This is a genomic window from Flavobacterium sp., from assembly GCF_043722275.1.
Lineage (GTDB): Bacteria > Bacteroidota > Bacteroidia > Flavobacteriales > Flavobacteriaceae > Flavobacterium.
The window spans coordinates 12,538-38,210 of sequence record NZ_JAYSPC010000038.1 but is presented as its reverse complement, the minus strand read 5'-3'; the positions used below and the strand labels follow the sequence as shown (position 1 = coordinate 38,210).

The window sequence follows — 25,673 nt, the reverse complement described above, 5'->3', positions numbered from 1 at the left end:
TTTACGAGTATTAAACTCCTAACGAGTAAATTGTGTATTGATTTTATGAGAAATGCAATTAGAATCTTTGATGTGATTCCAACTTGATATTTTAATCTGACACTATTTTCGTTTATAATTGTAGCATTTTAGTGAGCAGGTAATTACTCTATCAATGATCTTTTGATCATGAAATAAGCTATCTCTTCGTTATTTCTGATTAGATTCGCTAATCGTAAAAATCCGGCTTTTTGCAGTACATTCTGTGATCCGCTATTGTTGATATCGGTTATGGCGACAACTTCTTTTGTCGTTGTATTTGCGAAACTATATTGCATTATAGCTTTGCATACTTCTGTAGCAATGCCTTTTCCCCAATATTTTCTGCTAAGTACATACCCAATTTCTATTTGATTTGTGTTGTATGTAAAAATACGAGCAACACATATTCCGATAAAATCATTATTTGAAGTATCGAATATAGCCCATCGGCTTAGATTTTTATTTTTATAATTTTCAAGTAATTCGTTGAACATCTCCACATATCTTTCTGGTGTGGCATTAGGAAGGTATTTTGTAACTTGTGTATCTTTAAATAGATCTAAAAAAGTTTGTTTTTCTGAAGGTAAAAATTCACGAATAATTATTTTTGGGCTTTGGTACAGAATCGACATTAATAATAATTTTAAGGTAAATAATTTGGATATATTCAAGGTTACTGCAATTATGAGCAGCTTTTTCTTTTCTATGTGCAACCGAATTTAAAGAAAATAAACCAGTAAATTAAGTCTTCTTTTTAATTTCAATGCGCTAATAGAAGCTTTTCTGTTCGCTGCTATGATTAATCTTCAAGGTAAATTTAAGCGTAAACTCTTATAGAAAATAGATTTCTAAATTAGCCCCGATGGAAACGATATCCTTTTTCCTGCTCCTTTAGCAGGGAAAAGATATAGTGCACAGCGGGACTTAAGGTTATTGTGAAAGCGACAAGTTGTGCTCCTTAAAAAACAGTAAATCAATACCTATTTAGGGATAGTGATAATTTCTCATTGATAGTTTCGGGATGTGCGGCAAAGGTTTAACAAAGGTTTGATAAAGAAAAACGCCCAACACAATTAAGTTTGGGCGTTTTTTATGTTTATGATGGTGTTTTTAAGATGCTGCTAAAGGATTTCTTTGTGCTCTGATTATAAAGAAAAGCCCGATAATGATAAACGGAATACTTAACCATTGTCCTGTTGAGAAAATGCCTAGTTCGTTCTCAAAACCGCCTTGGCTTTCTTTTACAAATTCAACGATAAAACGTACTACGAATAAAAGAACAAGGAACAATCCGAATAATAATCCTGACTTAAGTCTTGCATTTGTTTTCCAGTATAAAAAGAAAAGAATTGCAAAAACAAAAATATAAGCAATACCTTCATACAATTGAGTTGGATGTTTTACAGGAACCTGAGCCAATAAATCGGCAAATTTAGGATCTGTTGCGATTGCATTATAAGCAGCTTTTGGATCTGCGATTTGAGTTGCATTTACAGCTTCAGATTTACTGAACTGATCGTGTAAAAAACGAATTCCGAAAGCAGAATCTGTTTCTTTTCCGATAATTTCAGAATTAAAGAAGTTTCCTAAACGAACAAAGATTGCCCCACTTGCCACCGGAATTACGACACGATCCAATATCCATAATAACGGACGTTTTAAGATCATTTTACTGTAATAATACATTGCAATGATAATCGCAATTGCTGCACCATGACTGGCTAATCCCTGAAAACCTGTGAATTCGAATTTTGGTTCAAATCTAAACGGTAAAAAGATTTCAAGTAAATGATTTCTAAAATATTCCCAATCATAAAATAGTACATGACCTAAACGAGCTCCTATTAATGTAGCTAAAACAGTCCATACAAATAAAGAATCTAATTTATCTATTGATTCATTTTCGCGCTCGAAAATGCTTTTCATGATGAACCAACCTAAACCAAAAGCGATTACGAACATTAAACTGTAATAACGAATCATAAAAAATCCTAAATCGATTCCTTCTGAAGGATTCCAAATGACATTTAAGGAGTGTGACATATATTAAATTGTTTTTTGAGTTGTAAAAATAAATATTTATAGCAGAGTAAGTCTTTATTAAAAGTTAATGTTTGTGCGAACATTTCTTTTCGGGAACAGGATCGTAGCCCGTTTTTCCCCAGGGATGACAGCTCAATATTCGTTTCATTCCTAAATATCCGCCATAAAATAATCCATGAGTCTGCAAGGCTTGAATCATATACGTCGAACACGTTGGCTCGAACCTGCAGCTTGCCGGTGTAAAAGGCGAAATTGCAGTTTGATAAAAGCGAACTAATAAAACAAATGGAGTAGTTACTTTCATGATTTATTAGAAAATGAATTATTTATATTGAAAAGGTAGTTCCTTCTTTCCCATCTTTCAACTGAATTCCTAAAGCAATCAACTGATCGCGAATCTGGTCAGAAAGTGCAAAGTTTTTATCAACTCTGGCTTGATTTCTCATTTGAATTAATAATTCAATTGCTCCATTTAATTTTTCAGTTGTATCTGCCGTATTTTGAGAAACTTTATTATTCACTCCTAAAACATCAAACAAGAAATTAGAAAACGTAGTAGATAATAATTCAATATCTTCGGCTGTCAATGTTTCAGTTTCGTCATTTACGACATTAATATAGCGTGCCCCTTCAAATAATTGCGCAATTAAAATAGGAGTATTAAAATCGTCGTTCATGGCATCATAGCAATTTTGTCTCCACGCAGCAACATCTAAAGACGATGAATTGCTTGACTTTAAGGATGAAGCTAATTTATATGATTCCATTAAGCGGTGATATCCTTTTTCGCTTGCTACCATTGCATCATTAGAAATATCTAAAACACTTCGATAATGTGCCTGAAGAAAACAGAAACGAACAATATTGGGTTCAAATGATTTTTCAAAAAACGGATTATCACCTTTTACCAATTCCAATGGCAAAATATAATTTCCGGTAGACTTACTCATTCGTAATCCGTTCATAGTAAGCATATTGGTGTGCATCCAGTAATTTACCGGTGTTTCTCCATTGCAAGCTTTTCCTTGCGCAACTTCACATTCGTGGTGTGGGAATTTTAAATCCATTCCGCCTCCGTGAATATCAAATTTTTCTCCCAGATATTTAGTACTCATAGCAGTACATTCTAAATGCCAGCCAGGGAAACCTTCGCCCCAAGGCGAATTCCAACGCATTATATGTGCTGGCGAAGCGTTTTTCCAGAGCGCAAAATCTTGTGGATTCTTTTTCTCATTTTGTCCATCTAAATCTCTGGTATTAGCAAAAAGCTCATCAATATTACGATTGCTTAATTCGCCATATTTCATCCCTCTTTTGTTGTATTCAAATACATCAAAATAAACAGATCCATTGCTTTCGTATGCAAAACCTGAATCAATTAATTTTTGAGTCAATTCTATTTGCTCTAAAATATGACCCGTTGCCGTTGGTTCAATAGTAGGAGGAAGGAAATTAAAGGTATCCAGAACTTTATGAAAATCCACAGTATATTTCTGTACAATTTCCATAGGTTCTAATTTCTCTAATCGGGATTGTTTTACGAAACGATCGTTATCAATATCACCATCATCTGTTAAATGTCCTGCATCAGTAATATTTCGAACATAACGTACTTTATAATCAAGATGCAAAAGATACCTGAAAATTACGTCAAATGACATAAAAGTCCTAACGTTTCCAAGATGTACATTACTGTAAACTGTAGGTCCGCAAACATACATTCCAATACTTCCCTCATGAATAGGATTGAAATTTTCTTTCTCGCCCGAAAGCGTGTTATGTACTTTTAAAGATTGACTTTTATATAAAGGCATATTTAATTATTGTTTAACTGTTTTTTGTTAAATCGTTTAATTTGGTTTTCGAATTATTCTTTTGAAAGATAATATTTTTTAAGACTATTGATCTGATTGCAAATTTTTTCAATTTTCTCACGAGATGCTATATAATCGATCTCAGATAAATAATCCAAATCTTTTGAAATAATCAAATGATTTAAAGTTTCCATTGCTGATGAATATGAAATCGTTAAAAAATGAGCTTTATCTTTATTCGTATTTCTCGAAGTTCCCTCGGCAATATTTGTGGCAATTGAACTGGAACTTCTTTTTATCTGAGAAGTTATTCCGAATATTTCATTTGATGGAAATTTACTAGTTAATTTATAAATATCCAAAACAAACATTCTGGAGTTTTGCCAAACTTCTAACTTTTCAAACGAAAAAGTATACATTTTTTGTTGTTTAATTGTTTAACCGTTTATTTGTTTTTTCGATTTGACGAGTAAACAAATAAACGATTCACCAATATTTAGAACTGCGTATCCAATTTAATGTAATCTAAAAATTCTCTTTTTGTTTGAGGATCTTTGAATTTTCCGCCAAATTCAGATGTTACGGTGCTGCTTTCGATATCTTTAATTCCTCTTGAATTTACGCAAAGGTGTTTCGCATCAATAACACAGGCAACATCATCTGTTCCCAAAGCTATTTGTAATTCCTGCACAATTTGCATTGTCAAACGCTCCTGAACCTGAGGTCTTTTAGCGTAATATTCTACAATTCGGTTCATTTTTGATAAACCAATAACTCTTCCGCTGGAAATATAAGCCACATGTGCTCGTCCTATAATTGGTAATAAATGGTGTTCGCAGGTAGAATAAACGGTAATGTTTTTTTCAACTAACATTTCACCGTATTTGTAATTATTGTCAAAAGTTGACGCTTTTGGCTTTTTTGTAGGGTTAAGACCTCCAAAAATTTCCTTTACAAACATTTTTGCAACACGGTTTGGAGTACCTTTTATGCTATCATCAGTCAAATCCATTCCTAAAGTCTGTAGGATGTTTTCAACATCTTTTTTTATCTTTTCTATTTTTTCTTCATCACTTAAGTCAAAAGCATCCTGTCTAACAGGGTTTTGAGCATTGCTGCTAAAATGATTGTCTCCTATTTCGTCTAAAAAATCTTCGTTATTTATCATTAAAAACTACTATTAGTATGGGTATATCTTTTTAAGGCGGTAAAGATAATTAATAAAAAGGAAACCTTTTCTATCGTTTTTACTATTTAATCGTTCCTTTTTAGATATAATTTAAATTAAAATCAAAATGGGGTTTTCTAAAAATACAAAAGACAATAACATAGCACGTTATTGTCTTTTGAAGGTATTTATTTTTTTGAAATTATTTCTTATTGTAAACTAAAAGAGCTTCTTTTAAAATGTTTACAGCAGTAATTAAATCTTTTTTATTTAAGACATAAGCAATTCTAACCTGGTTTAATCCCATTCCCGGAGTCGAATAAAATCCGGCAGCAGGAGCAACCATAACAGTTTCTCCTTTAAGGTCATAAGTTTCAAGAAGCCATTGCGCAAAATCGTCGGCATTTTCTATTGGCAATTGTGCAATGCAATAAAAAGCGCCTTTAGGTTTTGTAACAATTACACCTTCAATTTTATTCAATTCGGTAATTAAAGTATCGCGACGACCTTTATATTCTGAAATTACTTCATCAAAATAACTTTGCGGAGTATCTATCGCAGCTTCACAAGCAATTTGCTCAATTGTAGGCGGACTCAAACGTGCCTGAGCAAACTTCATAACCGTTGCCAGAACATCTTTATTTTTAGTAACCAAACAACCAATTCTGGCGCCACACATACTGTAACGTTTTGAAACCGAATCGACCATGATTACATTTTGCTGCACATCTTCAAGATTCATTACAGAATAGTGAACATCATCTCCATCGTATAAAAACTCACGATAAACCTCGTCAGCAATTAAATATAAATCGTGTTTTTTAATTAAAGCCGCGAGTTGTTTTATTTCGGCTTCAGAATATAAGTAACCTGTTGGATTACCGGGATTACAAATCAATATAGCTTTCGTTCTTGGCGTAATCAATTTTTCGACAGTATCAATACTTGGCAAAGCAAATCCTGTTTCAATTGTTGAAATTACAGGAATTACAGTTGCACTTGTTGATGATGCAAACGCATGATAATTAGCATAAAAAGGTTCCGGAATGATAATTTCATCACCCGGATCTGTGATTGTGGCTAATGCAAATAATAAGGCTTCAGAACCACCAGTAGTAATAATGATGTCTTCAGAGTTAACATTTACGTTTTGACGTTGGTAAAATTGAGCTAATTTTTTTCTATAACTTTCATATCCGGCAGACGGACTGTATTCTATAAGAGTTAATTCAATATTTTTTACCGCCTCCATGGCCACGTCGGGTGTTTTGATATCCGGTTGACCAATGTTTAAATGATACACTTTTTTTCCTTTTTGCTTTGCAGCGTCTGCAAAAGGAGCAAGTTTACGTATCGGAGATTCGGGCATGTTTCTGCCTTTGTGAGAAATTGTTGGCATGAGTTTTATTATTGAAGTGCAAATTTGCATTTTTTTTTTCGAATTTAACGTAAACATTACGGGTACTAATTAAAATGTAACAATTATTAATATTTTTAGTAATTTTATCATAAAATATTATCAATGAAAAAATATTTCATGTTGTTTTTTGGGCTTTTGGCATCTTTGTCAGTTATGGCGCAAGGTGATTTCTTAATTCAAAAGCATAGTAAAAAGGTTACGATACCATTTAAACTGATCAATAACCTTGTTTTTATTCCTATAAAAGTAAACGGTGTCGAACTGAATCTGCTATTAGATTCAGGAGTCGAAGAAACTATCTTGTTTAGTATGGAAGACAAACAGGAAGTCACTTTTAACAACATACAGAAAATCAAACTCAAAGGATTAGGAAGTGAAGAGGAAATAGAAGGACTAAAATCAACAAACAATACCTTAGAAACACATGGATTAAAATCGATCAATCACTTGGTTTATATTATTTTAGATCAAAATTTTAATTTGTCTTCACATATTGGTATTCCTGTAAATGGCATTATTGGATATAAATTTTTTAAAAATAATATAGTAGAAATCAATTATCAGAAAAAGAAAATAATTGTTCATTCAAACAACGAAGAAACGCGCAGAAAATTAGAGAAAAAATTTAAAGTCTTGCCGATAACGATAGAGAAATCCAAACCTTATATTTATACAACAGCAATAGTTGATAGTATTAAAGTGCCGGCAAAACTGCTTATTGATATTGGTAATAGTGATGCTTTTTGGATTTTTGAAAATAATAAAATTAAATTGCCTAAAAAGAATTTTCCTGATTTTTTGGGAAAAGGATTTAGCGGAGATATTGAAGGTCATCGCGCCAAAATCGATAATTTTTTAATCGAAGATTTCAATTTTAAAAAACCAATAGTTTCATTTCCCGATTCCAGTTCTATTAAAAATGTAAAAATGGTTCCGGACCGAATAGGTTCCATTGGTGGAGAAGTTTTAAAACGATTTACAGTAGTTTTAGATTATGCAGATAAAAAAATATATCTTAAAAAGAACAACAAATTTTCAGATCCTTTCAGTTATAATAAAAGCGGAATAACCGTTCAGCACAACGGACTTCAATGGGTACAGGAAACGGTGCATTTAGAAACCGTTAAAGTCGCTACATCAATTGAAGAAACAGGTTATAATGATAAAAAAGACGGGAATTTTAAATACAAATTTTCATTAAAACCGGTATATGAAATTGTAAATATTCGTAAAAAATCAGCCGCCGAAAAATGCGGATTACAAAAAGGAGATATTATTGTGAGCATCAATAATAATATTCCGTATAAATATACACTGCAGCAAATTAATACACTTTTAAAATCTGAAGAAGATATTTGGATAACTTTAGAAGTAGAAAGAAATAGTCTCATTTTAAAGTTTAGATTTAAGCTTGAAGATGAGCTGTAAATGTGTGATTTACAATTCAATAAAATTTTTAAATACAATTAATTATACTGTCGTAATTTTGTGCAAAATTTAAATTTTGTGAAAATTTAGCTATTAAATCTCCTTTTTGTTCATTGAAAGTTTTTATTTTATTATGTTTATAAAAAAATAAGAGTTCATGGCTAAAAACTACGCTAATTTCTTACAATTAATATTGTTTTTTATCTTTTTATCGGTTTTGCCTTCACAAATTTATGCACAATGTGCGGGAATTGATGGAAGTAAAGTTATTTGTGATATCGAACTTCCTGTTAATACATCGATTTCGTTATTTAGTTTATTAGGTGGTTCGCCAACTCCGGGAGGAACATGGAAAGATGAGAATAATTCGAGAGGTTTAAATCCTGCCACGGGAGAATTAAACGGACAGCTTATACGTCGCGGAGGTACTTATAAATATACGTACACTGTTGCGGGTGTTGCAGGATGTACAGATAATACATCTACTGTAACACTCACAATTGGGGCATATCCAGGAGTTCCTGCTCCATTTGCGACCGTATGTAGTTCTGCTAACACTTTTAATCTTTTCACAGCATTTAATAGTACCGTAATGGGACCGCATTCAAATGGAAGCTGGACAAATAGTTCAGGCGGATCTGTAGATGCAATAATTCCAGTTACAGGATTACAAGGGTCATTTGATTTTACTTATACCGTTCCTCCAGTACTTGCCTGTGAGCCAACACCTCTTTCAGTTAAAGTTACAGTAACCGTTTTTAGAGCACCTGAACCCGGAATAGCAACTGATATAGTTTTATGTGGAGATACTGATTTAGGGTCTTATACAGATTTAGACCTTCATACTTTACTTGCCGGTGAAGATATGGGTGGAGAATGGAATGGGGCTGGATTAACCTCATTAACAGATCATAATGTAAATCTTCAGGAAGTATTTGATGATTTAGGACCCGGAGAATATATTTATACTTACACAGTTCGATCTTTTCCTGATACTAGAATCTGTCCGGATAGAACTGTACCAATAACCATTACACTCGAAAAAAGACTTGATTTTACAGGCGCTCAAATAGTAGTAAATTCAGATATTTGCGAGGATAAAATTCCTACTGCAACTTATTCGGCAACAATTACACAAGGACCTGAAGCAATTCCGGACGGAGAATACAAAGTCACTTTTAACGTTTCCGGTCCCAATGGCGGATCAAAAACTGTGACGGCAAATTTTGTAAATGGTGTAATTAGTTTTCCGGTCGATGCTGCCTATTTTAGACAAGTAGGTTTATATACAATTCGCGTTACAAATATTGCAGCCACAACCGGTAAACAATCCTGTTTGAATGTTATTAATAATCTATTCGATAATTTAAATATTTATCCGCTGCCACATTTAGATGGCGCCGTAATGACGACATTACCAACATGTCAGAACAAAGATTCAGTAATACAAATTTCAAGCGCTGCTCAATTAGCTAATGGCAATTATAGTATTGTTTATAATATTACAGGCGATAATTTTGCAACAGGACAAACGGCTAATATTACGGCAGTTGGCGGAATTTTTAATTTTAGAATTCCCGGAAACTTAAATGTAAATAGCGGCGTTTCAACAATAACCATTACTAGAATTACAAATACCGTAACAGGTTGTACAAATGTTGCTAATACTCAGGGGAATTTGGTAATTAATCCTTTGCCGAATGCAGCAACCGTAAAAGTCTTAATTAATGATGTTTGTTTAAACGATCCTGTTTCTGTAGCAGTTTTCGGATTAGGAAATTTAACAGATGCGACATTATCTTATATACTTTCAGACAGTAATACGTCAACATTACAAACCGCTGTTTTAACTGTTTTAAACGGAAATGCAACTTTTATAATTCCCGCAGGTTTACTTTTAAATATTGGTTCTACCACAATTTTAGCCACTAATTTAAAAAATAATAGCACCAATTGTGATAGCAATTTAAGCAATGTATCCGATGGTTTTTCTATAAATCCAATTCCGTTAGCGCCAATTGCAGAAAATCAGGTATTTTGTAAAGTCGATAGAGCAACAATTGCAAATTTATTTCCACGCGGATCTCAATACAAATGGTATAATTCTGCTGCGTCAACAACGGCACTTGCAGGAACTTACGTTTTAAAATCAGAAAATCTTTATGTACGGGAAACTTCCCTTTCAAATTGTACGTCAGCTCCCACAATGATTTCGGTGATAGTAAACGATACGCCGGCTCCGATATTGAATACTGGTGGAGCAGATTTTTGTGGTTTGGCAAATCCAACTATTGCTGATTTGTCCCGAGTTACAAATGTGCCATCGACTGTTGCGTGGTACGATGCAGAAGACAACGGAAATTTACTTGCTTCATCAAGTTTATTAGTTCATAAAACGAAATATTACGGATTTGATCTTTCGACTGTAACTAATTGTATTTCTGATACTAATTTAGAAGTAACCGTTTCATTAATCGATTGTGATGTGTCGCAATATGCATTTTTTATTCCTGACGGATTCTCGCCAAATGGTGACAATATAAATGATACTTTCAGAATTCCTGATATTGAATTTTTATACCCGGATTATACACTTGAAATTTTCAATAGATACGGAAATGTAATGTTTAAAGGAAATGTAAATAAACCAAATTGGGACGGAAGAAATACTGAATCAGCTGGTTTTGGTGACGGAATAGCGCCAAATGGAGTCTATTTTTATATTATCAATTTTAATAAGGATAATAGAAAAGCACAACAAGGCCGACTTTACCTAAACAGATAATTTCTTTTTTATATTATTAAATATAATTTTCAAATGAAAAAAATAATACTTTTTATAAGTTTTCTCTTTTATATAACCTCCGCCACAGCGCAACAAGATCCTGAATACACACATTATATGTACAATATGAGTGTTGTAAATCCAGCGTATGCAACAGGAGTTCCTGCAATGCTAAATCTGGGAGGATTGTATAGAACGCAGTGGGTTGGAGCAGTTGGTGCGCCAAAAACTTTTACTTTTTTCGGACATACCGCTATTACGGATAAAGTCGAAGTTGGACTTTCATTAATTTCAGATGATATTGGCGACGGCGCAAAAAAGGAAAATAATTTTTATGCTGATTTTGCGTATGTTTTAAATTTGGGAGGAAGAAATAAACTTTCATTAGGATTAAAAGCAGGTTTTACTTCCTTACAAACCAATTTTAACGGATTCAAATTTAGCGATCCCGAAACAGATTTGGCTTTCGCCGAAAATATAAACGTAACCAAACCCAACATTGGAGTAGGAGCGTATTATTTCAGGGATAATTTTTATGTGGGATTATCAGCACCAAATTTATTGAGTTCAAAGCACATCGAAGAGAAATCAGGAATTAATGCTTATGGATCAGAAGCTATTCATACATTTTTAACCGCCGGATATGTTTTTGAAATCAATGATATGGTAAAAATAAAACCAGCATTTATGTCAAAATTTGTAGCAGGATCACCAATTTCTGTAGACTTGACGGCGAATGTTTTGTACAATAATAAATTTGAGTTAGGTGCAGCTTATAGAATAAATGATGCCGTAAGTGCTTTGGTTAATATAAATGTTACGCCAACTTTGAGAGTAGGTTATGCATACGATCATACACTTTCGAATATGGGTCAGTTTAATTCCGGTACGCATGAAATTATGCTCCTTTTTAATTTAGATTTATTAGGAAAAGGATATGATAAATCACCAAGATTCTTCTAAAATGAAAAATATGAAAAAACTACTCGTTATTATATTCGTATTTTCAATACAGTTTATAAATGCACAAGATCTTGAATTGGCAAGAGCCAAAAGATTTTTTGATAAAACATATTACAGCGAAGCAATTCTTCTTTATGAAAAATTGGCCGAAAAAAAACCTTCACAGGAAGTCATAAAAAATCTTGCTGATTCTTATTTTTATACCAATGATTTAATAAAAGCGCAACGTTATTACAGACTTTTAGTTCAGAATTACAGCAACGATTTAGATCGAAATTATTATTACAGATATGCTCAAACCTTAAAAGCGAGCAATAGTTATGATGATGCAAATGCGGCCTTAAAAGAATATTATTCAAAATCTGCCAATACGGAAGATATCGCCAATTTTGAAAAAGAAATTAAAACCTTAGAAAATGTTACAGCAATTGGGACGCGATTTGATATTAAAAACTTAGCCATAAATACACCTAATTCTGAATTTGGAGCTGTAGAATACAAGGATAGTTTAGTTTTTGCTGGCGTAAAACTAAAACCCGGATTATTTGATAAAAAGTATAAATGGGATAATGAAACATATTTGAATTTTGTCGAAATTCCGCTAAAAAATATTAATTCCGCTGATTCTACGGGACATTATTTTGCCAAAGAATTAAAAACCGGAATGCACGAATCGAATATTATTTTCACAAAAGATGGAAAGACGATTTATTTCACCCGTAATAATTCTAAAAAAGGAAGCAAAAAAACAGACGATAAAAAAATCTCCAACCTTCAAATTTTTAAAGCCGAGCTGGTTGATGGAAAATGGAGTAATATAACATCGCTTCCATTTAATAGTGCTAATTATTCAGTAGAACATCCTGCTCTTAGTGCCGATGAAAAAGTATTGTACTTTGCTTCGGATATGCCGGGAACATTCGGTTCTTTTGATATTTATTCCGTAAACATTAATAAAGGAGCATTTGATACGCCAAAAAATTTGGGATCAATTATTAATACGGATAAAAGGGAACAATTTCCTTTTGCATCAGATGATAATAAACTTTATTTCTCATCAGATGGACATTTAGGATATGGATCGCTTGATGTTTTTGTTTCGGATATAAACGGAAATGAATATTCAAAACCGGTAAATGTTGGTTTGCCATTAAACTCAAATCTGGACGATTTCTCCTTTAATATAAATTCAAATACAAAAGAAGGATATTTTGCCTCAAACAGAGAAGGCGGAAAAGGAAGTGACGATATTTATCAGTTTAAAGAAATTAAAGATTTAATTGTAGAAGATTGTAAGCAGTTTATCACAGGAATAATTACAGATATTGATACTAAATTAGCTCTGGAAAATGCAATTGTAACGTTACAGGATTTAGATAAAAAGACATTAAATACAGTAACTACAAACGCAGACGGGAAATTCAGTTTTACAGTTCCCTGCGAAAGTTCATTCACAGTTTTAGCATCAAAAGAAAAATATACAAACGAATCAAGATCATTGTCTTCAGGAAAAACCAGAGATGCGATTAACGATGCTTCAATGGCATTAAAATCTTTAGAGGTAATTAAACAAGAAGAACAGCAAATTGCCGAAACGAAAAAGAAAGAAGAGGAAATTGAAACGGTTCGTAAAAAAGAAAGAGAAGCGCTGGCAGTTATTGCTTTAAAAGAAGCAGATAAAAAAGCAAAAACAGATCAAATTGTTGCAGCTGAAATCAAGAAAAAAGAAAAAGTAGCTGAAATTGCCGCCATAGAAGTTAAGAAAAAGGAAAAAATAAAACAAATTTTAATTGACGAAAAAGATATTATAAGAGATAAAGACAGATTGATTATCAAAACCGATCCTATTTATTTTGACTACAATATGTGGTACATCAGGAAAGAATCAAAAGTGGTTTTAGGTCGCGTTGTAGAGTTATTGAAAAAATATCCTGACATGGTAATCGAAATTGGTTCGCATACAGATTCAAGAGGAAATGCCAAATTCAACGAAGATTTATCTCAAAAAAGAGCCAATTCAACCAGAGAATTTATAATTCAATCCGGTATTAATGCAAAAAGAGTTCATTCAAAAGGTTACGGAGAATCAGTTCCAATTATAAAATGTAAAACAGATGAAGCTTGTTCAGAAGAAGAACACGAATTAAACAGAAGAAGTGAGTTTGTAATCGAGAATTTGTAAGTAGTTAGTTTTATTTTTAAACCTGGATACATAGAACCCGACAGGCTTTATCCCGAGGCTTCGGGCAATGTCATTAAGTTAAGCTTTAGAAAATAAAATTAATCTCGCAAAGGCGCTAAGACGCAAAGTTTAAACACAATATTGTCATTTCGACGAAGGAGAAATCCTAGCGAGAAGCTCGACAAAGATTGGATTTGCGTTGCGGAGTTACTTACGGAGATTTCTCCTCCGTCGAAATGACAAAACTTGGCGATTTACGGGAGATTTATTCGGCATGATATTATTGATTTTTTCTTAACTTAATGACATTGGGCTTTGGGACTGTCGGGTTTAATTTTAAAAAATAATTTTAAAAAAGAAGCTTTTTTTTAGCTTCTTTTTATTTAACTTTATAAAGATAACAATCATCCTTAAAATATCTAATTATGAAAAACCTGGTAATATCTTGTTTGCTTTTGTCTTGCATTGGACTTCAAAGTTGTAAAAAAAATGAAGAAAAAAAAGAAGCCGTTCAAACCGATGCCGAAAAAACTGTAAGTACTCAATGTTATAAAGCAGTATATGAAAAAGATACTATTAATTTAAAATTGAATACTTTAAAAAACGGAAAAATAAGCGGAGACATGGTAATGAAAGTAGCTAGTGCTGCTGAAAGAACCGGAGAAATTAAAGGCGAATTTCGTGGAGATACCTTATTTGTAGATTATACTTTTGTTGAAGTGACAAATAAAACTAAAACATTTAAAAATCCTATGGCATTTTTGAAACGTGAAAACCAGCTTATTTTAGGAAACGGAACCATGCAAACCACTATGGGAGTAACTTATTTGGTAAAAGATAAACCAATTGATTTTGATCGTGTAAAATATAAATTTTCAACTTCTGAATGTAAATAATAGAAACTGAACACGATTGTCATTGTCAAAGTTTTAAACTTTGACAAAGATTTGACAATCAAAATCTCATCATATTCTACAATAAACCCGACAGGTTTTAAAAACCTGTCGGGTTTATTTTAAAATAGCCACAATTATTACTTCAGAATTACTTTGACATAAAAAAAGCCGTTTCTTAATTTAAGAAACGGCTTTTACTATTTTTGGAGTTTTATTTTTTTTACAACACTTCGCCTTTGATTTTTAAGGCAATTCTACCATCAGGATAGTTTACAGCATTTGTTTCAACTGTAATTGTTTTACGAATAGGACCGGCAGCCATATTGTATTTTACATCAATTTTACCTTTTTTACCTGGCATAACTGCTGCTGCGGGCTTTGTAACAACTATTGAACTTACAGTAGATTCTGCGCCGGTAATTAAAAGTGGAGCATCGCCGGTATTTGTAAATTCAAAAGAGCGAAGTCCATTGTCACTTTTTGAAATTTTTCCATAATCAATGGTGTTGTCCGGGGCTGCAAATTCAATTTTTGGGCCATTTTGTGCATAACCTATTGCGCTAAACAATACGACAGCAATAAAAGAGGCTACATTTTTCATTTTGAAATTGTTTTAAAGTTGTAAGTAAATATACATTCTTTTAATTAACACACAAATTAATAATTCGCTTTTTATAGTGTACTTAATTATTTACTTTTGTTGTCAATATAATTACAAAAATTGAACCAGTTTTTTTTACTGTTAATTTGTATAAACTGTTTAATCGTTTATTTGATAAATGAAATTACGGTTAAAAAAATAAAAACAAATCAACAATTATACAAATGAACGGATTAACAATTAAACAATCAGAACAAATTAACGATTAAACATATCTACAATAAATGACAATTCCCGCACAATTTGACGCTAAAACGATCGAGAATAAATGGTATGATTACTGGATGAAAAACAACTATTTTCATTCAGAACCAGATCATAGAACACCTTATACAATTGTAATTCCGCCACCAAATGTGACAGGAGTCTTGCACATGGGGCACATGTTGAACAATACAATTCAGGATGTTTTAATTCGTAGAGCGCGTCTTAAAGGCTTAAATGCTTGTTGGGTTCCGGGAACAGATCACGCATCGATTGCGACCGAAGCAAAAGTTGTAGCAAAATTAAAAGCAGAAGGAATCAATAAAAATGATTTAACACGCGAAGAATTTCTTGCTCATGCCTGGGAATGGACTCATAAATATGGAGGAACAATTCTTGAGCAGCTTAAAAAACTTGGAGCTTCATGCGACTGGGAAAGAACCAAATTCACGATGGATCCTGATATGTCAGCATCTGTAATTCACTCATTTGTTGATTTATATAACAAAGGATTAATCTACCGAGGATACCGAATGGTAAACTGGGATCCTGAAGCAAAAACAACTTTATCAGACGAAGAAGTTATTTATGAAGAACAACAAGGAAAGTTATTTTTCTTAAAATATAAAATCGAAGGTTCAGAAGATTTCCTGACAATTGCAACAACACGTCCTGAGACTATCTTTGGAGATACTGCGATTTGTATCAATCCAAATGACGAACGTTTTACACATTTAAAAGGTAAAAGCGCCATTGTTCCTATTTGCGGAAGAGTGATTCCTATTATCGAAGATGAATATGTAGATGTAGAATTTGGAACCGGATGTTTAAAAGTTACTCCGGCGCACGACATGAACGACAAAACGTTAGGAGAAAAACACAATCTTGAAATCATTGATATTTTTAATGAAGATGCTACATTAAATAGTTTCGGATTACATTATCAAGGGAAAGATCGTTTTGTGGTTCGTACCGAAATTGCAAAAGAATTAGAAGAAAACGGAGCTTTAGCGAAGACCGAAATCCATTTGAATAAAGTTGGAACATCAGAAAGAACCAAAGCAGTAATCGAACCAAGATTATCTGACCAATGGTTTTTGAAAATGGAAGATTTAGTAAAACCGGCAATAAAATCAGTTTTAGTTGATGGCGATATTAAATTACACCCAAAACGTTTCGAAAACACATACGCACATTGGTTAAACAATATTCGCGATTGGAATATTTCCCGCCAGTTATGGTGGGGACACAGAATTCCTGCATTTTATTATGGAGATGGAAAAGAAAATTTTGTAGTTGCCGAAAATATTGAAGATGCTTTAGCTTTAGCCAAAGAAAAAACTTCAAACCTGAAACTTGAAACAAAAGATTTAAGACAAGATGTTGATGCGTTGGATACTTGGTTTTCAGCATGGCTGTGGCCGATGTCGGTTTTCGATGGAGTTGTTAATCCTGAAAATGAAGACTTCAAATATTATTATCCAACAAATGACTTGGTAACGGGTCCGGATATTTTATTTTTCTGGGTTGCCAGAATGATTATTGCAGGTTACGAATATGCAGGTGAAAAACCATTTACAAATGTGTATTTAACAGGTTTAGTACGTGATAAACAACGTCGTAAAATGTCTAAATCATTAGGAAATTCTCCTGATCCTTTAGACCTGATAGAGAAATTTGGTGCAGATGGAGTTCGTGTAGGATTGCTTTTAAGTGCTTCTGCCGGAAACGATATTATGTTTGATGAAGAATTATGTAATCAGGGAAAAGCGTTTACAAACAAGATTTGGAATGCCTTTAAATTGATTAAAGGTTGGGAAGTTTCAGATACTATTCCACAACCGGAATCATCAAAAGTAGCGATCGAATGGTACGAAGCTAAGTTGCAACAAACATTAGTTGACATTGAAGATAATTTCGAGAAATACAGAATTTCAGATTCATTAATGGCAATTTATAAATTAGTTTGGGATGATTTCTGTTCTTGGTTTCTAGAGATGATTAAACCGGCATATCAACAACCAATTGATAAAGCAACGTTTGACAAAGCGATTGAAATGTTAGAAAGTAATTTGAAATTGCTTCATCCTTTCATGCCATTCTTAACAGAGGAAATTTGGCATTTAATTGCTGACAGAACTCCTGAAGAAGCTTTAATCGTTTCTACATGGCCAGAATTAAAACCGTTCAACGAGAGTTTAATTACTGATTTTGATAGTACAATTGAAGTAATTTCAGGAATCAGAACCATCAGAAAAGACAAAAATATTCCGTTTAAAGATGCTATTGAATTAAAAGCAATCAACAGCGAAAAACTTTCGACTTATTTTGATACAATCGTAACGAAATTAGGTAATATTTCAGCTTTCGAATATGTTTCGGCTAAAGTTGACGGAGCATTATCTTTCCGTGTAAAATCAAATGAATATTTCATTCCGATTTCAGGAAATATCAATGTTGAAGAAGAAATTGCAAAACTAACAGCAGAGCTAGTTTACACACAAGGTTTCTTAAAATCTGTTCAGGCAAAATTATCAAACGAAAAATTTGTTGCCGGAGCACCGGAGAAAGTATTGGCAAACGAAAGACAAAAAGAAGCTGATGCTTTAGCAAAAATTGCTACAATCGAGCAGAGTATTGCTGGTTTGAAATAAGAATGTAGTTATCTTGTAACGATATTCAAACCCGACAGGTTTTTAAAACCTGTCGGGTTTTTTTGTGCGAAGATTTTCCGCCACGAATTCACGAATTAGGGTTCGAGTAGCTAAATTACTTCTATTTGTCATCTCGACGAAGGAGAGATCACACAAGTAGCTCGACAAAGATTTACGAGATTCTATGCGGAATTCCTAGTGTGATTTCTCTCTTCGATCGAAATGACAAAAGTAATTCGTGAATTCGAGGCGATAAAAAAACCTTATTATTTCTTCTTCTTTCTCAAAAGCAAAAACAAAGGATAAGAAATCAACGTAATTACAACAATAATTAAAAAGCTTTTAGGATCGCTGTAAACAAACCCAATAAGTAATGCAATCGAAGCTATAATAGCAATAATCGTTGTCCAGGGATACCAAATAGAACGATAAGGTCTTGGTAAATTAGGTTCGGAAATTCTTAGTTTTAAAAGTGAGCAATAGGCTAATCCCCAAACGATGATAGAGGTAAAGGCGGCAAATGAAAACAAGACTTCGAATGAGCCAATACAAATCAGAAATAAACTAAAAAATGATGAAACTAAAAGCGCCACAATTGGAGTTCCGCCTTTGTTAACTGTTGTTCCTTTTTCGATAAAAAAACCATCACGGCTTAATCCGTATAGAATTCTGGGCGGAATCATCATAAAAGCATTCAGAATACTGATTAGTGAAAAAATTGAAATCACCGTTACGATAATAGCGCCGTTTTTTCCGAAAATAATATTAGCAACATCGGCAGCAGCCAGACTTGATTTTGATATATTTTCGACTGGCAGAATATAGAAAAAAGCAACATTTATTAAAACATAAATAGCGATTACAAGCAAAACTCCGCTATATAAAGATTTCGGAATGTTCTTGCTTGGATCATCATTTTCTTCGGCAAAAAAGCAAACGGCATTCCAGCCATTGTATGTTCCGATGATCAATTGAAGCGATTTGAAAAATCCAAATAATAAACCAATCTGAACTAAAGAATTATCTTTAGGAATTGGAGCCAACTTCACGCCAGAATACATAAAACAAGCCACAACTAAAGCGAAAAAACAAATCACTTTCAGGAAACTCGTAATTTGCTGAATTGTACTTCCATTTTTTACTCCGCTTAAATGCAATAATACAAATGCAATTAAAAGTGAAATCGCCATTTCGGTCGAATACTTTTTAAGATTTGGAAACAAAATAATAATATATTCACTTATTACAATGCAGTAAAAAGCGGGCGGAATTGCATTGGTAATATAATCAAACCAACCTGAAAGAAAACCGGCATAATTTCCAAAAGCTCTTTTGATATAATTATAAGATCCTCCGGCTTTAGGCAGCATTGTTGCAAGTTCAGCATAAGAATTAGCGCCAATAAGGACAAATATTCCGCCAAAAAGCCACGAAGCAATAATAAGCCAGTAATTATCTAAAAGTGATGCAATTGATCCGGGAGTTCTTAAAATTCCAACTCCTATAGTTCCTCCAATTAATACGGCAATATTAAAACTAAAGCCTAAAGTTTTTTGTAATTGGTTTTTTTTGGGATCTGTCATGTTTGGAATTTTTATTTTACAGAGATAAAAAGTATCTGCGACAAAAGTAAATATAATTAGAGCATTTTCTTTTGTGAAAATAAAAAACCTGACTTATAATAACACGAAACCCGACAGGTTTTAAAAACCTGTCGGGTTTATGATGAAGAGAAAGCTTTGGAAAAACAATCTAATTCAAAATTTTTAGAACTTGTATTTCAGGCTTGTCATAATTTGACGCGGCGCAATTGGGTTCACACTATAATTTTCATGAACCGTATAATTCAATTCATTTGTGATATTTGATAATCGGCATAAAATTGAGAACTTTCTCCATTCATAACCTAAAGAAGCATCAACAGTTGTATAACCTTCTAACGGAATATCTCTGTCTCTGATTGTGATTGTGTAAGCAGGATTTGGATTTGGGTTTGCCGGAGTAGGTTTAACCGCTGTCCATAAATAATCATCATTCCATCCACCGGTACGGTCTCCAACATAATTTGCAATAGCTCCAAAAGTTAATCCTTTTAATAAACCTTCAGGCAATTTGTAGAAAAAACTCAAATTTGCTGTATTTTTTGGCGTTCTTGCTAATACATCACCAACGACAAGACTTCCGTTTGTTCCGGATGATTTTGATACTTTGGTTTCATTAAAACTATAACCCGCCATAATGTTTAATCCTTCAACAGGAGTTGCTGTAATGTCTATTTCGACACCTTTTCCTTTTGTTGCACCTACTAATTCTTTTAAAGTAGTAGTAGAATTTTGTGTCACACCATCAGCTAAAAACTGCGCCGTTTGTGCTAAATTATTATTAGATATTTGATATAAAGTTACGTTTGTACTCAAAAGACCTTTCCAGAAATCTTTTTTAATTCCCACTTCGTATTGATCTATAATTGAAGGATCTAAAGGTTTTAAATCTACAGTTGTTCCTGTATTAGGCGTAAAAGAGTTTGAGTAACTTGCGAATAATGACAAATCTTTAGTAGGCTGAATTACCAATCCTGCTTTAGGCGAATAAGCTCTGTTTAATGTTTTAGCTCCTGTAACCGGAACTGAGTTGTCAAGACTGGTTGTGATAACATTTTTAGTTATTTCTTCTTTAGAAGTTGTAACATCACTTTCCTGCCAAGACCATCTTAAACCTGCCAGAACTTTTACATATTGGTTAACCGAAATTAAATCCTGCGCATAAGCCCCAAAACGTTGTGTATTTGTAGTGGCTAATTGAGTTGCTCTTGTTGGATAAGGGACATTTGAACTTTGTGTGCTATAGTCGTAATTATAAAGATTAATTGCTGTAGCTTCTGTAGGGATTGCAACTGTACCATTTGGTGTTGCATAAAAACCATAAGTATAATTAGGAGCGATAGAATTTTCGTAGTCAACTCCGGTAAAAATTTGGTGTTTGATACTACCTGTATTAAAAGTTCCCTGTAAGCTTAACTGATCTCCAAAAATATGTTCAGCACCATCAGATTTTGTTAGTCCGCGTTTCCAGTCTCCATTAGCCTCAATAGTACTTAATTGAGCTGTAGAAGTTTGAGTTCTGCGGTAAGATTGATAAGAAGAATTAAAGTTTAATTTCCAGTTTTTATTAAAATCATGATTCAGTAATACCGAAGCACTCGCCGATTTAGTATTTGCAGTTGACCAAAGCGAGCCGAAATATTCGTTGCGAGGTAAATCTAAAATTGTTTTTCCGTAGATTCCCGTACCAAAATCAGGCGTCCAGTCAGCGCTTAAATAATCACCCTGAACCGTAATTTGTGTTTTGTCTGAAACATGGAACAAAAACGAAGGATTGATATAAATACGCTCGTTTTTTACAAAATCCCTAAAGCTTTCAGAGTTTTCATATGAAGCTGTAAATCTGTATGCGATCGATTTGTTTAACGGTCCGTAAAAGTCTATGGATGGTTTATAAAAAGAATAGCTTCCTATTTGCATAGAAATTTCGCCGCCTTGTGTGAATTTTGGAGTTTTGGTTACCAAATTCATGATTCCGCCAGGAGCGACGTTTCCATATAATAAAGCAGATCCGCCTTTTAAGAATTCTACTTTTTCTAAAGAGGAAACTTCGGGTATTGAACCCGCATTGTAACGAAAACCATTTTTGAACATATTATTAGCCGACATATCATAACCTCTTGAGAAAAAAGATTCCTGAGCACCGCCACGAGCCGATCCTACATAAACTCCGTTAAGGTTTTTTACAACTTCACTTAATCGTATTGCTTGTTGTTCTTCGATAATTTCACTGCCAATAATTTGAACACTTTGTGGCAAATCCATTACTTTAATTCCTGAACGGGCTGCTTCAATAGGTTTTTTAGGTTTATTTGCTGTAATTAAAACTTCGTTAAGTGCTTCTCCTTTTTTGTTTTTAACAGTATCATTTGCAGTTGAGGTATTTTCTGCACTTGAATACTGCTGACTATAAGATGCAAAACTTATTAAGGATAAAACAAGAAGTAAATTATATTTCATGGTATTTATTTAGATTTAATAAAAATAACTTTTTGCAAATATAAGGTCTCATAAAGGCTTTAACAAAATTTATAGACATTATTTATTACTTAAAATTTAATTATTTTTTACTTAATATTCGCTTAAGATTTTGTAATTTTCAATATCTTTTTATATTAAATAGATTTGTTCTAAATAGTAATTCCTGTAATTAGACATTTATAGCAAAAAAAAAACCTTGCTCAAAGAACAAGGTTTAGAGTATTTAAAAATTAAAGTGTCTGAATTATTTCACCGAAATTAAATAAGTTGCCATTTTCCAGATTTCATCATATTTTTTTCCGTTGTGATCGCCGGCAGCTTTTTCAGTATAAGCAAATTCTACCATGTAATTACCTGACCAGATTGGTGTAAATGAGATTTCTCCTTTATCATTACTCCATAATTCTTTTTCCCAACCGTTAGGGGCAATTACTTTCATTTTTTGCTTTGCTGCAATTTTCCCGTTGTACAGTGCATTTACATTTACTGTAGTTTTTTGTTTTGCAGTTGCTGCATCTTTAGAAAATAAACTAATAATATTAGAGTTTGCAACAGCTTCATTTCCTTTTTCAGCATTACCTACAATAACGGTAGCACTTGAATTATAATCAAGAACCATAGTTCCGTAAACATCTTTTACTTTATGGTGCATCACAATGGTGTAAGCCCCATCTTCATCCGGTGTAAAAAATGCCTGATATTTATTGTCTAAAGCTTTTGAAGTAAGTTTTGTCTCTTTTTTTGAAGGAGAAATTAGTACTAATGAAAAATCCTTTAAATCAGAAAACCATTTATCTGCTTTTGTAATGTCATTATCTGAAAATTCTCCGAAGAAAACTGAAATTTCCTGTGCTTTTCCTTTAGTTCCGGTCGCTTTAGTTTCAATCCAAAGAGCGTGAGCAAATAATTGTGGCGTCGCAATTAACATTAAAAGTAAAAATGTTATTGATTTTAAAGTTTTAGATTTCATAAGATGAAGTTTAAATTTTATTTAATAATTATTATTACTACAAACTTAATGCTTATTTAGAATAATTAAAAATAAAATCTATAAAATTAATGTCTCTTTGAGTATTAACATTCTGAATTTGATTTATCCATACTTTTTCTAAGTTTCGTTTTAATGCAACAAAACAAGAGGAATATTTGTTTCATAGAAGAAAGTTAAAAGATAGAAATTTGGTTTTAAAAGCCTTAATTTTGCATCTTATAATTGCCAAGCTTCATGATTTTACCCTTCTTTAAAAAAATTCAAAATACGCCCAGAGGATTCCGTATAGCAAATACTGTATTTTTTTTCCTTTCCGGATTTGGATATTCTTCCTGGGTTTCCCGAATTCCGCATATAAAAGCACAGCTTAATTTATCCGAAGCTGAATTTGGTACTGTTTTATTTGCGTTTCCTATAGGTTTAATGCTCACAATGCCTTTTACAGGAAGGTTATTAAATAAATACAGCAGCCGTTATATTATGCTGTTAGGAGCAATCATGTTTAATATTGTTCTGGCTTTACCTGGTCTGGCTGGTTTTGTCTGGCAGTTGGTAATCATTCTTTTAATTTTTGGAGCTTCTCGCAATATTTTTAATTTGTCTATTAACGCACAATCGCTTGAGGTTCAAAAATTATATCCGCAATCTATTATAACCCGTTTTCATGCCGTTTGGAGTATAGCAGTTTTTGCGGGCGCAGGTTTAGGTTATGTTATGGTATCAAGGCATATTACGCCATCTCATCATTTATTGGGAGTAAGTATTTTTATGATGGGACTTACGGCTTGTTTTTATCCATTGAGTATTCATAATCAGCCTGTACCGGTTAAAAAGAAGTTCTTTTCGATGCCGGAAAAAAACCTGGTTAAGTTTGCCATAATTTGTTTTGTCTCTATGGCTTGCGAAAATACAATGTATGACTGGAGCGGTATTTATTTTGAAAATATATTGCACGCTTCTCCTAAATTAACCAGTGCGGCATTTGTGTTTTTTGCAACAGCAGTAACTTTAGGACGTTTGTTTGGAGATTATGGCGTCATGAAATTTGGCACTAAACGAATCCTGCTTTACAGCGGAATTTTGATCACAGTAGGTTTTTTAATTTGTTTTCTGTTGCCTTATATTTATCCAACAATTTTTGGTTATGTATTAATTGGAGTTGGAGTTTCCTGCGTCGTTCCGTTAGTATTTGGTATTGCCGGAAGATCATCAAAATTAAGCAGTGGTTCTGCATTAACATCCATATCTACAATTGGTTATCTTGGTTTTTTACTTGTTCCGCCCATGGTTGGTTTTATCTCTGAATACTTAAGTATGAAATGGGCATTTTTAGTAATGGCACTTTTAGGGATTCTGATGATTTTTATGGTGAATAAAATCGGGGAGAAGGAGTAGGTTTTTTTTTGAAGGTACTGAGATACTAAGTTGCTGAGGTTCTGAGTTTTTTTTTTTTTTTCTTTTTTGAGGTTGGCGAAAGCGTTCCGCTCGTGAACGTAATATTTTCTAAACTGGACTAAAGTCCAGCCCTACAAAATTGGTCGAACCTACAGTTCTTTTCTCATCAAACCGAAGGTTATTTTTAACCGATAGTTTTTTATTGTGAATTTAAAATTCCGAAGGAATAATCTATATTGTAAGGCTGGACTTTAGTCCAGTCTATACAAAGCAAGTTACTATGATTACTTCTTCCCCATAACAAACTTCTCTGAACTCAATTTCCCATCTAATTTCCCAGAAATTTCAGCTGTCAAAGTATTTGCACCTTTTGTATAAGTGATTTTTTGAGGATAATCGTGTTTAGGATTTTCGAAAACCAATTGGTTATCTGATTCTAAAGTTGAAGGAAATGCAACAGGTTTATCATCATTCTGACCTTTTACAGTTGCGAAATACGTTAAAGTTTCTCCTTTTTGAGCTAGAACAATATTTTCGAAATGCAAAGTATCTTTTCCTTTTATGAAATAAGAAGATGCGCTAAAAGTACTATCGTTTAGTTTCATCCAATTTTCAGAAAGTACGCCATCTGGAGATTTGTTTTCCCAGTTTCCTATTAACCAGTCGGCAACTTTGATTTTATCTTTTTCAATAGATTCCTTTTTTTGACAAGAAACAACGGCTAATAAAAGCATTAAAAGAGTAATTTTCTGAGACATATATTTGGGCTTTTGGTGTTAATGTGATTGTGCTAAAGTATGAAAAAAAAGTTTGCCACGAATTGAACTAATTTTAACGAATTGATTTATGTAAGTTGGAATGTAAAAAACTGCCACAGATTATAAGGATTAAAATGATTTTGTTTCACGCAGATTTAAAAAGATTTAAGCAGATGCTCGCAGATTTTAATAAATAAAAATCAAATAA

Annotated in this window: 19 protein-coding genes; 7 read left to right on the top strand and 12 right to left on the bottom strand. The window is 33.0% G+C overall.

Annotated elements, in window-relative coordinates; genetic code table 11:
* Positions 1–143 precede the first annotated feature (143 nt).
* From ACHZDT_RS05045 to ACHZDT_RS05015, 7 genes are all read right to left on the bottom strand, one after another.
* The gene (locus tag ACHZDT_RS05045) at positions 144–653 is read right to left on the bottom strand and encodes a GNAT family N-acetyltransferase (protein WP_394773555.1); all 510 of its coding nucleotides are present in this window, start codon (positions 651–653) and stop codon (positions 144–146) included.
* Between the two features lie 478 nt (positions 654–1,131).
* The gene (lgt, locus tag ACHZDT_RS05040; RefSeq protein WP_394773554.1) at positions 1,132–2,064 is read right to left on the bottom strand and encodes a prolipoprotein diacylglyceryl transferase; all 933 of its coding nucleotides are present in this window, start codon (positions 2,062–2,064) and stop codon (positions 1,132–1,134) included.
* A 64-nt stretch (positions 2,065–2,128) separates the two neighbouring features.
* Entirely contained in the window at positions 2,129–2,368 is a 240-nt protein-coding gene (gene yidD / locus ACHZDT_RS05035; protein WP_394773553.1) for a membrane protein insertion efficiency factor YidD, read from the bottom strand.
* A gap of 22 nt (positions 2,369–2,390) precedes the next feature.
* The gene (gene cysS, locus ACHZDT_RS05030) at positions 2,391–3,878 is read right to left on the bottom strand and encodes a cysteine--tRNA ligase (RefSeq protein WP_394773552.1); all 1,488 of its coding nucleotides are present in this window, start codon (positions 3,876–3,878) and stop codon (positions 2,391–2,393) included.
* Between the two features lie 53 nt (positions 3,879–3,931).
* Positions 3,932–4,297 (bottom strand): four helix bundle protein, encoded by a 366-nt coding sequence (locus tag ACHZDT_RS05025; protein ID WP_394773551.1) that lies wholly within the window; start codon positions 4,295–4,297, stop codon positions 3,932–3,934.
* A gap of 77 nt (positions 4,298–4,374) precedes the next feature.
* A complete protein-coding gene (gene folE, locus ACHZDT_RS05020; RefSeq protein ID WP_271335815.1) occupies positions 4,375–5,046 on the bottom strand; it encodes a GTP cyclohydrolase I FolE in 672 nt (223 codons plus the stop codon).
* 202 nt (positions 5,047–5,248) lie between these two features.
* Positions 5,249–6,445, bottom strand: a complete 1,197-nt coding sequence (locus ACHZDT_RS05015) for a pyridoxal phosphate-dependent aminotransferase (RefSeq protein WP_394773550.1) — start codon at positions 6,443–6,445, stop codon at positions 5,249–5,251.
* A gap of 123 nt (positions 6,446–6,568) precedes the next feature.
* On the opposite strand from ACHZDT_RS05015, the gene ACHZDT_RS05010 reads away from it, so the two are divergent.
* The 5 genes from ACHZDT_RS05010 to ACHZDT_RS04990 all read left to right on the top strand — a co-directional run bounded on the left by ACHZDT_RS05010 (position 6,569) and on the right by ACHZDT_RS04990 (position 14,720).
* Entirely contained in the window at positions 6,569–7,894 is a 1,326-nt protein-coding gene (locus ACHZDT_RS05010; protein WP_394773549.1) for a PDZ domain-containing protein, read from the top strand.
* 157 nt (positions 7,895–8,051) lie between these two features.
* The gene (locus ACHZDT_RS05005; protein WP_394773548.1) at positions 8,052–10,679 is read left to right on the top strand and encodes a gliding motility-associated C-terminal domain-containing protein; all 2,628 of its coding nucleotides are present in this window, start codon (positions 8,052–8,054) and stop codon (positions 10,677–10,679) included.
* A 33-nt stretch (positions 10,680–10,712) separates the two neighbouring features.
* Positions 10,713–11,642, top strand: a complete 930-nt coding sequence (locus ACHZDT_RS05000) for a type IX secretion system membrane protein PorP/SprF (protein WP_394773547.1) — start codon at positions 10,713–10,715, stop codon at positions 11,640–11,642.
* Positions 11,643–11,652: 10 nt separating this feature from the next.
* The gene (locus ACHZDT_RS04995) at positions 11,653–13,824 is read left to right on the top strand and encodes an OmpA family protein (protein WP_394773546.1); all 2,172 of its coding nucleotides are present in this window, start codon (positions 11,653–11,655) and stop codon (positions 13,822–13,824) included.
* Positions 13,825–14,249: 425 nt separating this feature from the next.
* Complete coding sequence (locus tag ACHZDT_RS04990; RefSeq protein ID WP_394773545.1) at positions 14,250–14,720, top strand: hypothetical protein; 471 nt, start codon at positions 14,250–14,252, stop codon at positions 14,718–14,720.
* 220 nt (positions 14,721–14,940) lie between these two features.
* Here ACHZDT_RS04990 and ACHZDT_RS04985 read toward each other — a convergent pair whose 3' ends face one another.
* Complete coding sequence (locus ACHZDT_RS04985) at positions 14,941–15,321, bottom strand: DUF1573 domain-containing protein (RefSeq protein WP_394773544.1); 381 nt, start codon at positions 15,319–15,321, stop codon at positions 14,941–14,943.
* A gap of 284 nt (positions 15,322–15,605) precedes the next feature.
* Between ACHZDT_RS04985 and ACHZDT_RS04980 the strand changes: the two genes are divergently transcribed.
* Positions 15,606–18,239 (top strand): valine--tRNA ligase, encoded by a 2,634-nt coding sequence (locus ACHZDT_RS04980; protein ID WP_394773543.1) that lies wholly within the window; start codon positions 15,606–15,608, stop codon positions 18,237–18,239.
* 266 nt (positions 18,240–18,505) lie between these two features.
* Here the strand turns inward: ACHZDT_RS04980 and ACHZDT_RS04975 are convergent, their stop codons facing one another.
* The 3 genes from ACHZDT_RS04975 to ACHZDT_RS04965 form a co-directional block, all read right to left on the bottom strand.
* A complete protein-coding gene (locus tag ACHZDT_RS04975; RefSeq protein ID WP_394773542.1) occupies positions 18,506–19,822 on the bottom strand; it encodes an APC family permease in 1,317 nt (438 codons plus the stop codon).
* Between the two features lie 183 nt (positions 19,823–20,005).
* Complete coding sequence (locus ACHZDT_RS04970; RefSeq protein ID WP_394773541.1) at positions 20,006–22,300, bottom strand: TonB-dependent siderophore receptor; 2,295 nt, start codon at positions 22,298–22,300, stop codon at positions 20,006–20,008.
* Between the two features lie 265 nt (positions 22,301–22,565).
* Positions 22,566–23,291 carry a hypothetical protein gene (locus ACHZDT_RS04965; protein ID WP_394773540.1) on the bottom strand — a complete coding sequence of 242 codons (726 nt, stop codon included), beginning with the start codon at positions 23,289–23,291 and terminating at the stop codon, positions 22,566–22,568.
* Positions 23,292–23,546: 255 nt separating this feature from the next.
* Between ACHZDT_RS04965 and ACHZDT_RS04960 the strand changes: the two genes are divergently transcribed.
* On the top strand, positions 23,547–24,707 hold the full coding sequence (locus tag ACHZDT_RS04960) for an MFS transporter (protein ID WP_394773539.1): 1,161 nt from the start codon (positions 23,547–23,549) through the stop codon (positions 24,705–24,707).
* Positions 24,708–24,991: 284 nt separating this feature from the next.
* On the opposite strand, the gene ACHZDT_RS04955 is transcribed toward ACHZDT_RS04960, so the two are convergent.
* Positions 24,992–25,465, bottom strand: a complete 474-nt coding sequence (locus tag ACHZDT_RS04955; RefSeq protein ID WP_394773538.1) for a DUF6265 family protein — start codon at positions 25,463–25,465, stop codon at positions 24,992–24,994.
* Between the last annotated feature and the right edge of the window lie 208 nt (positions 25,466–25,673).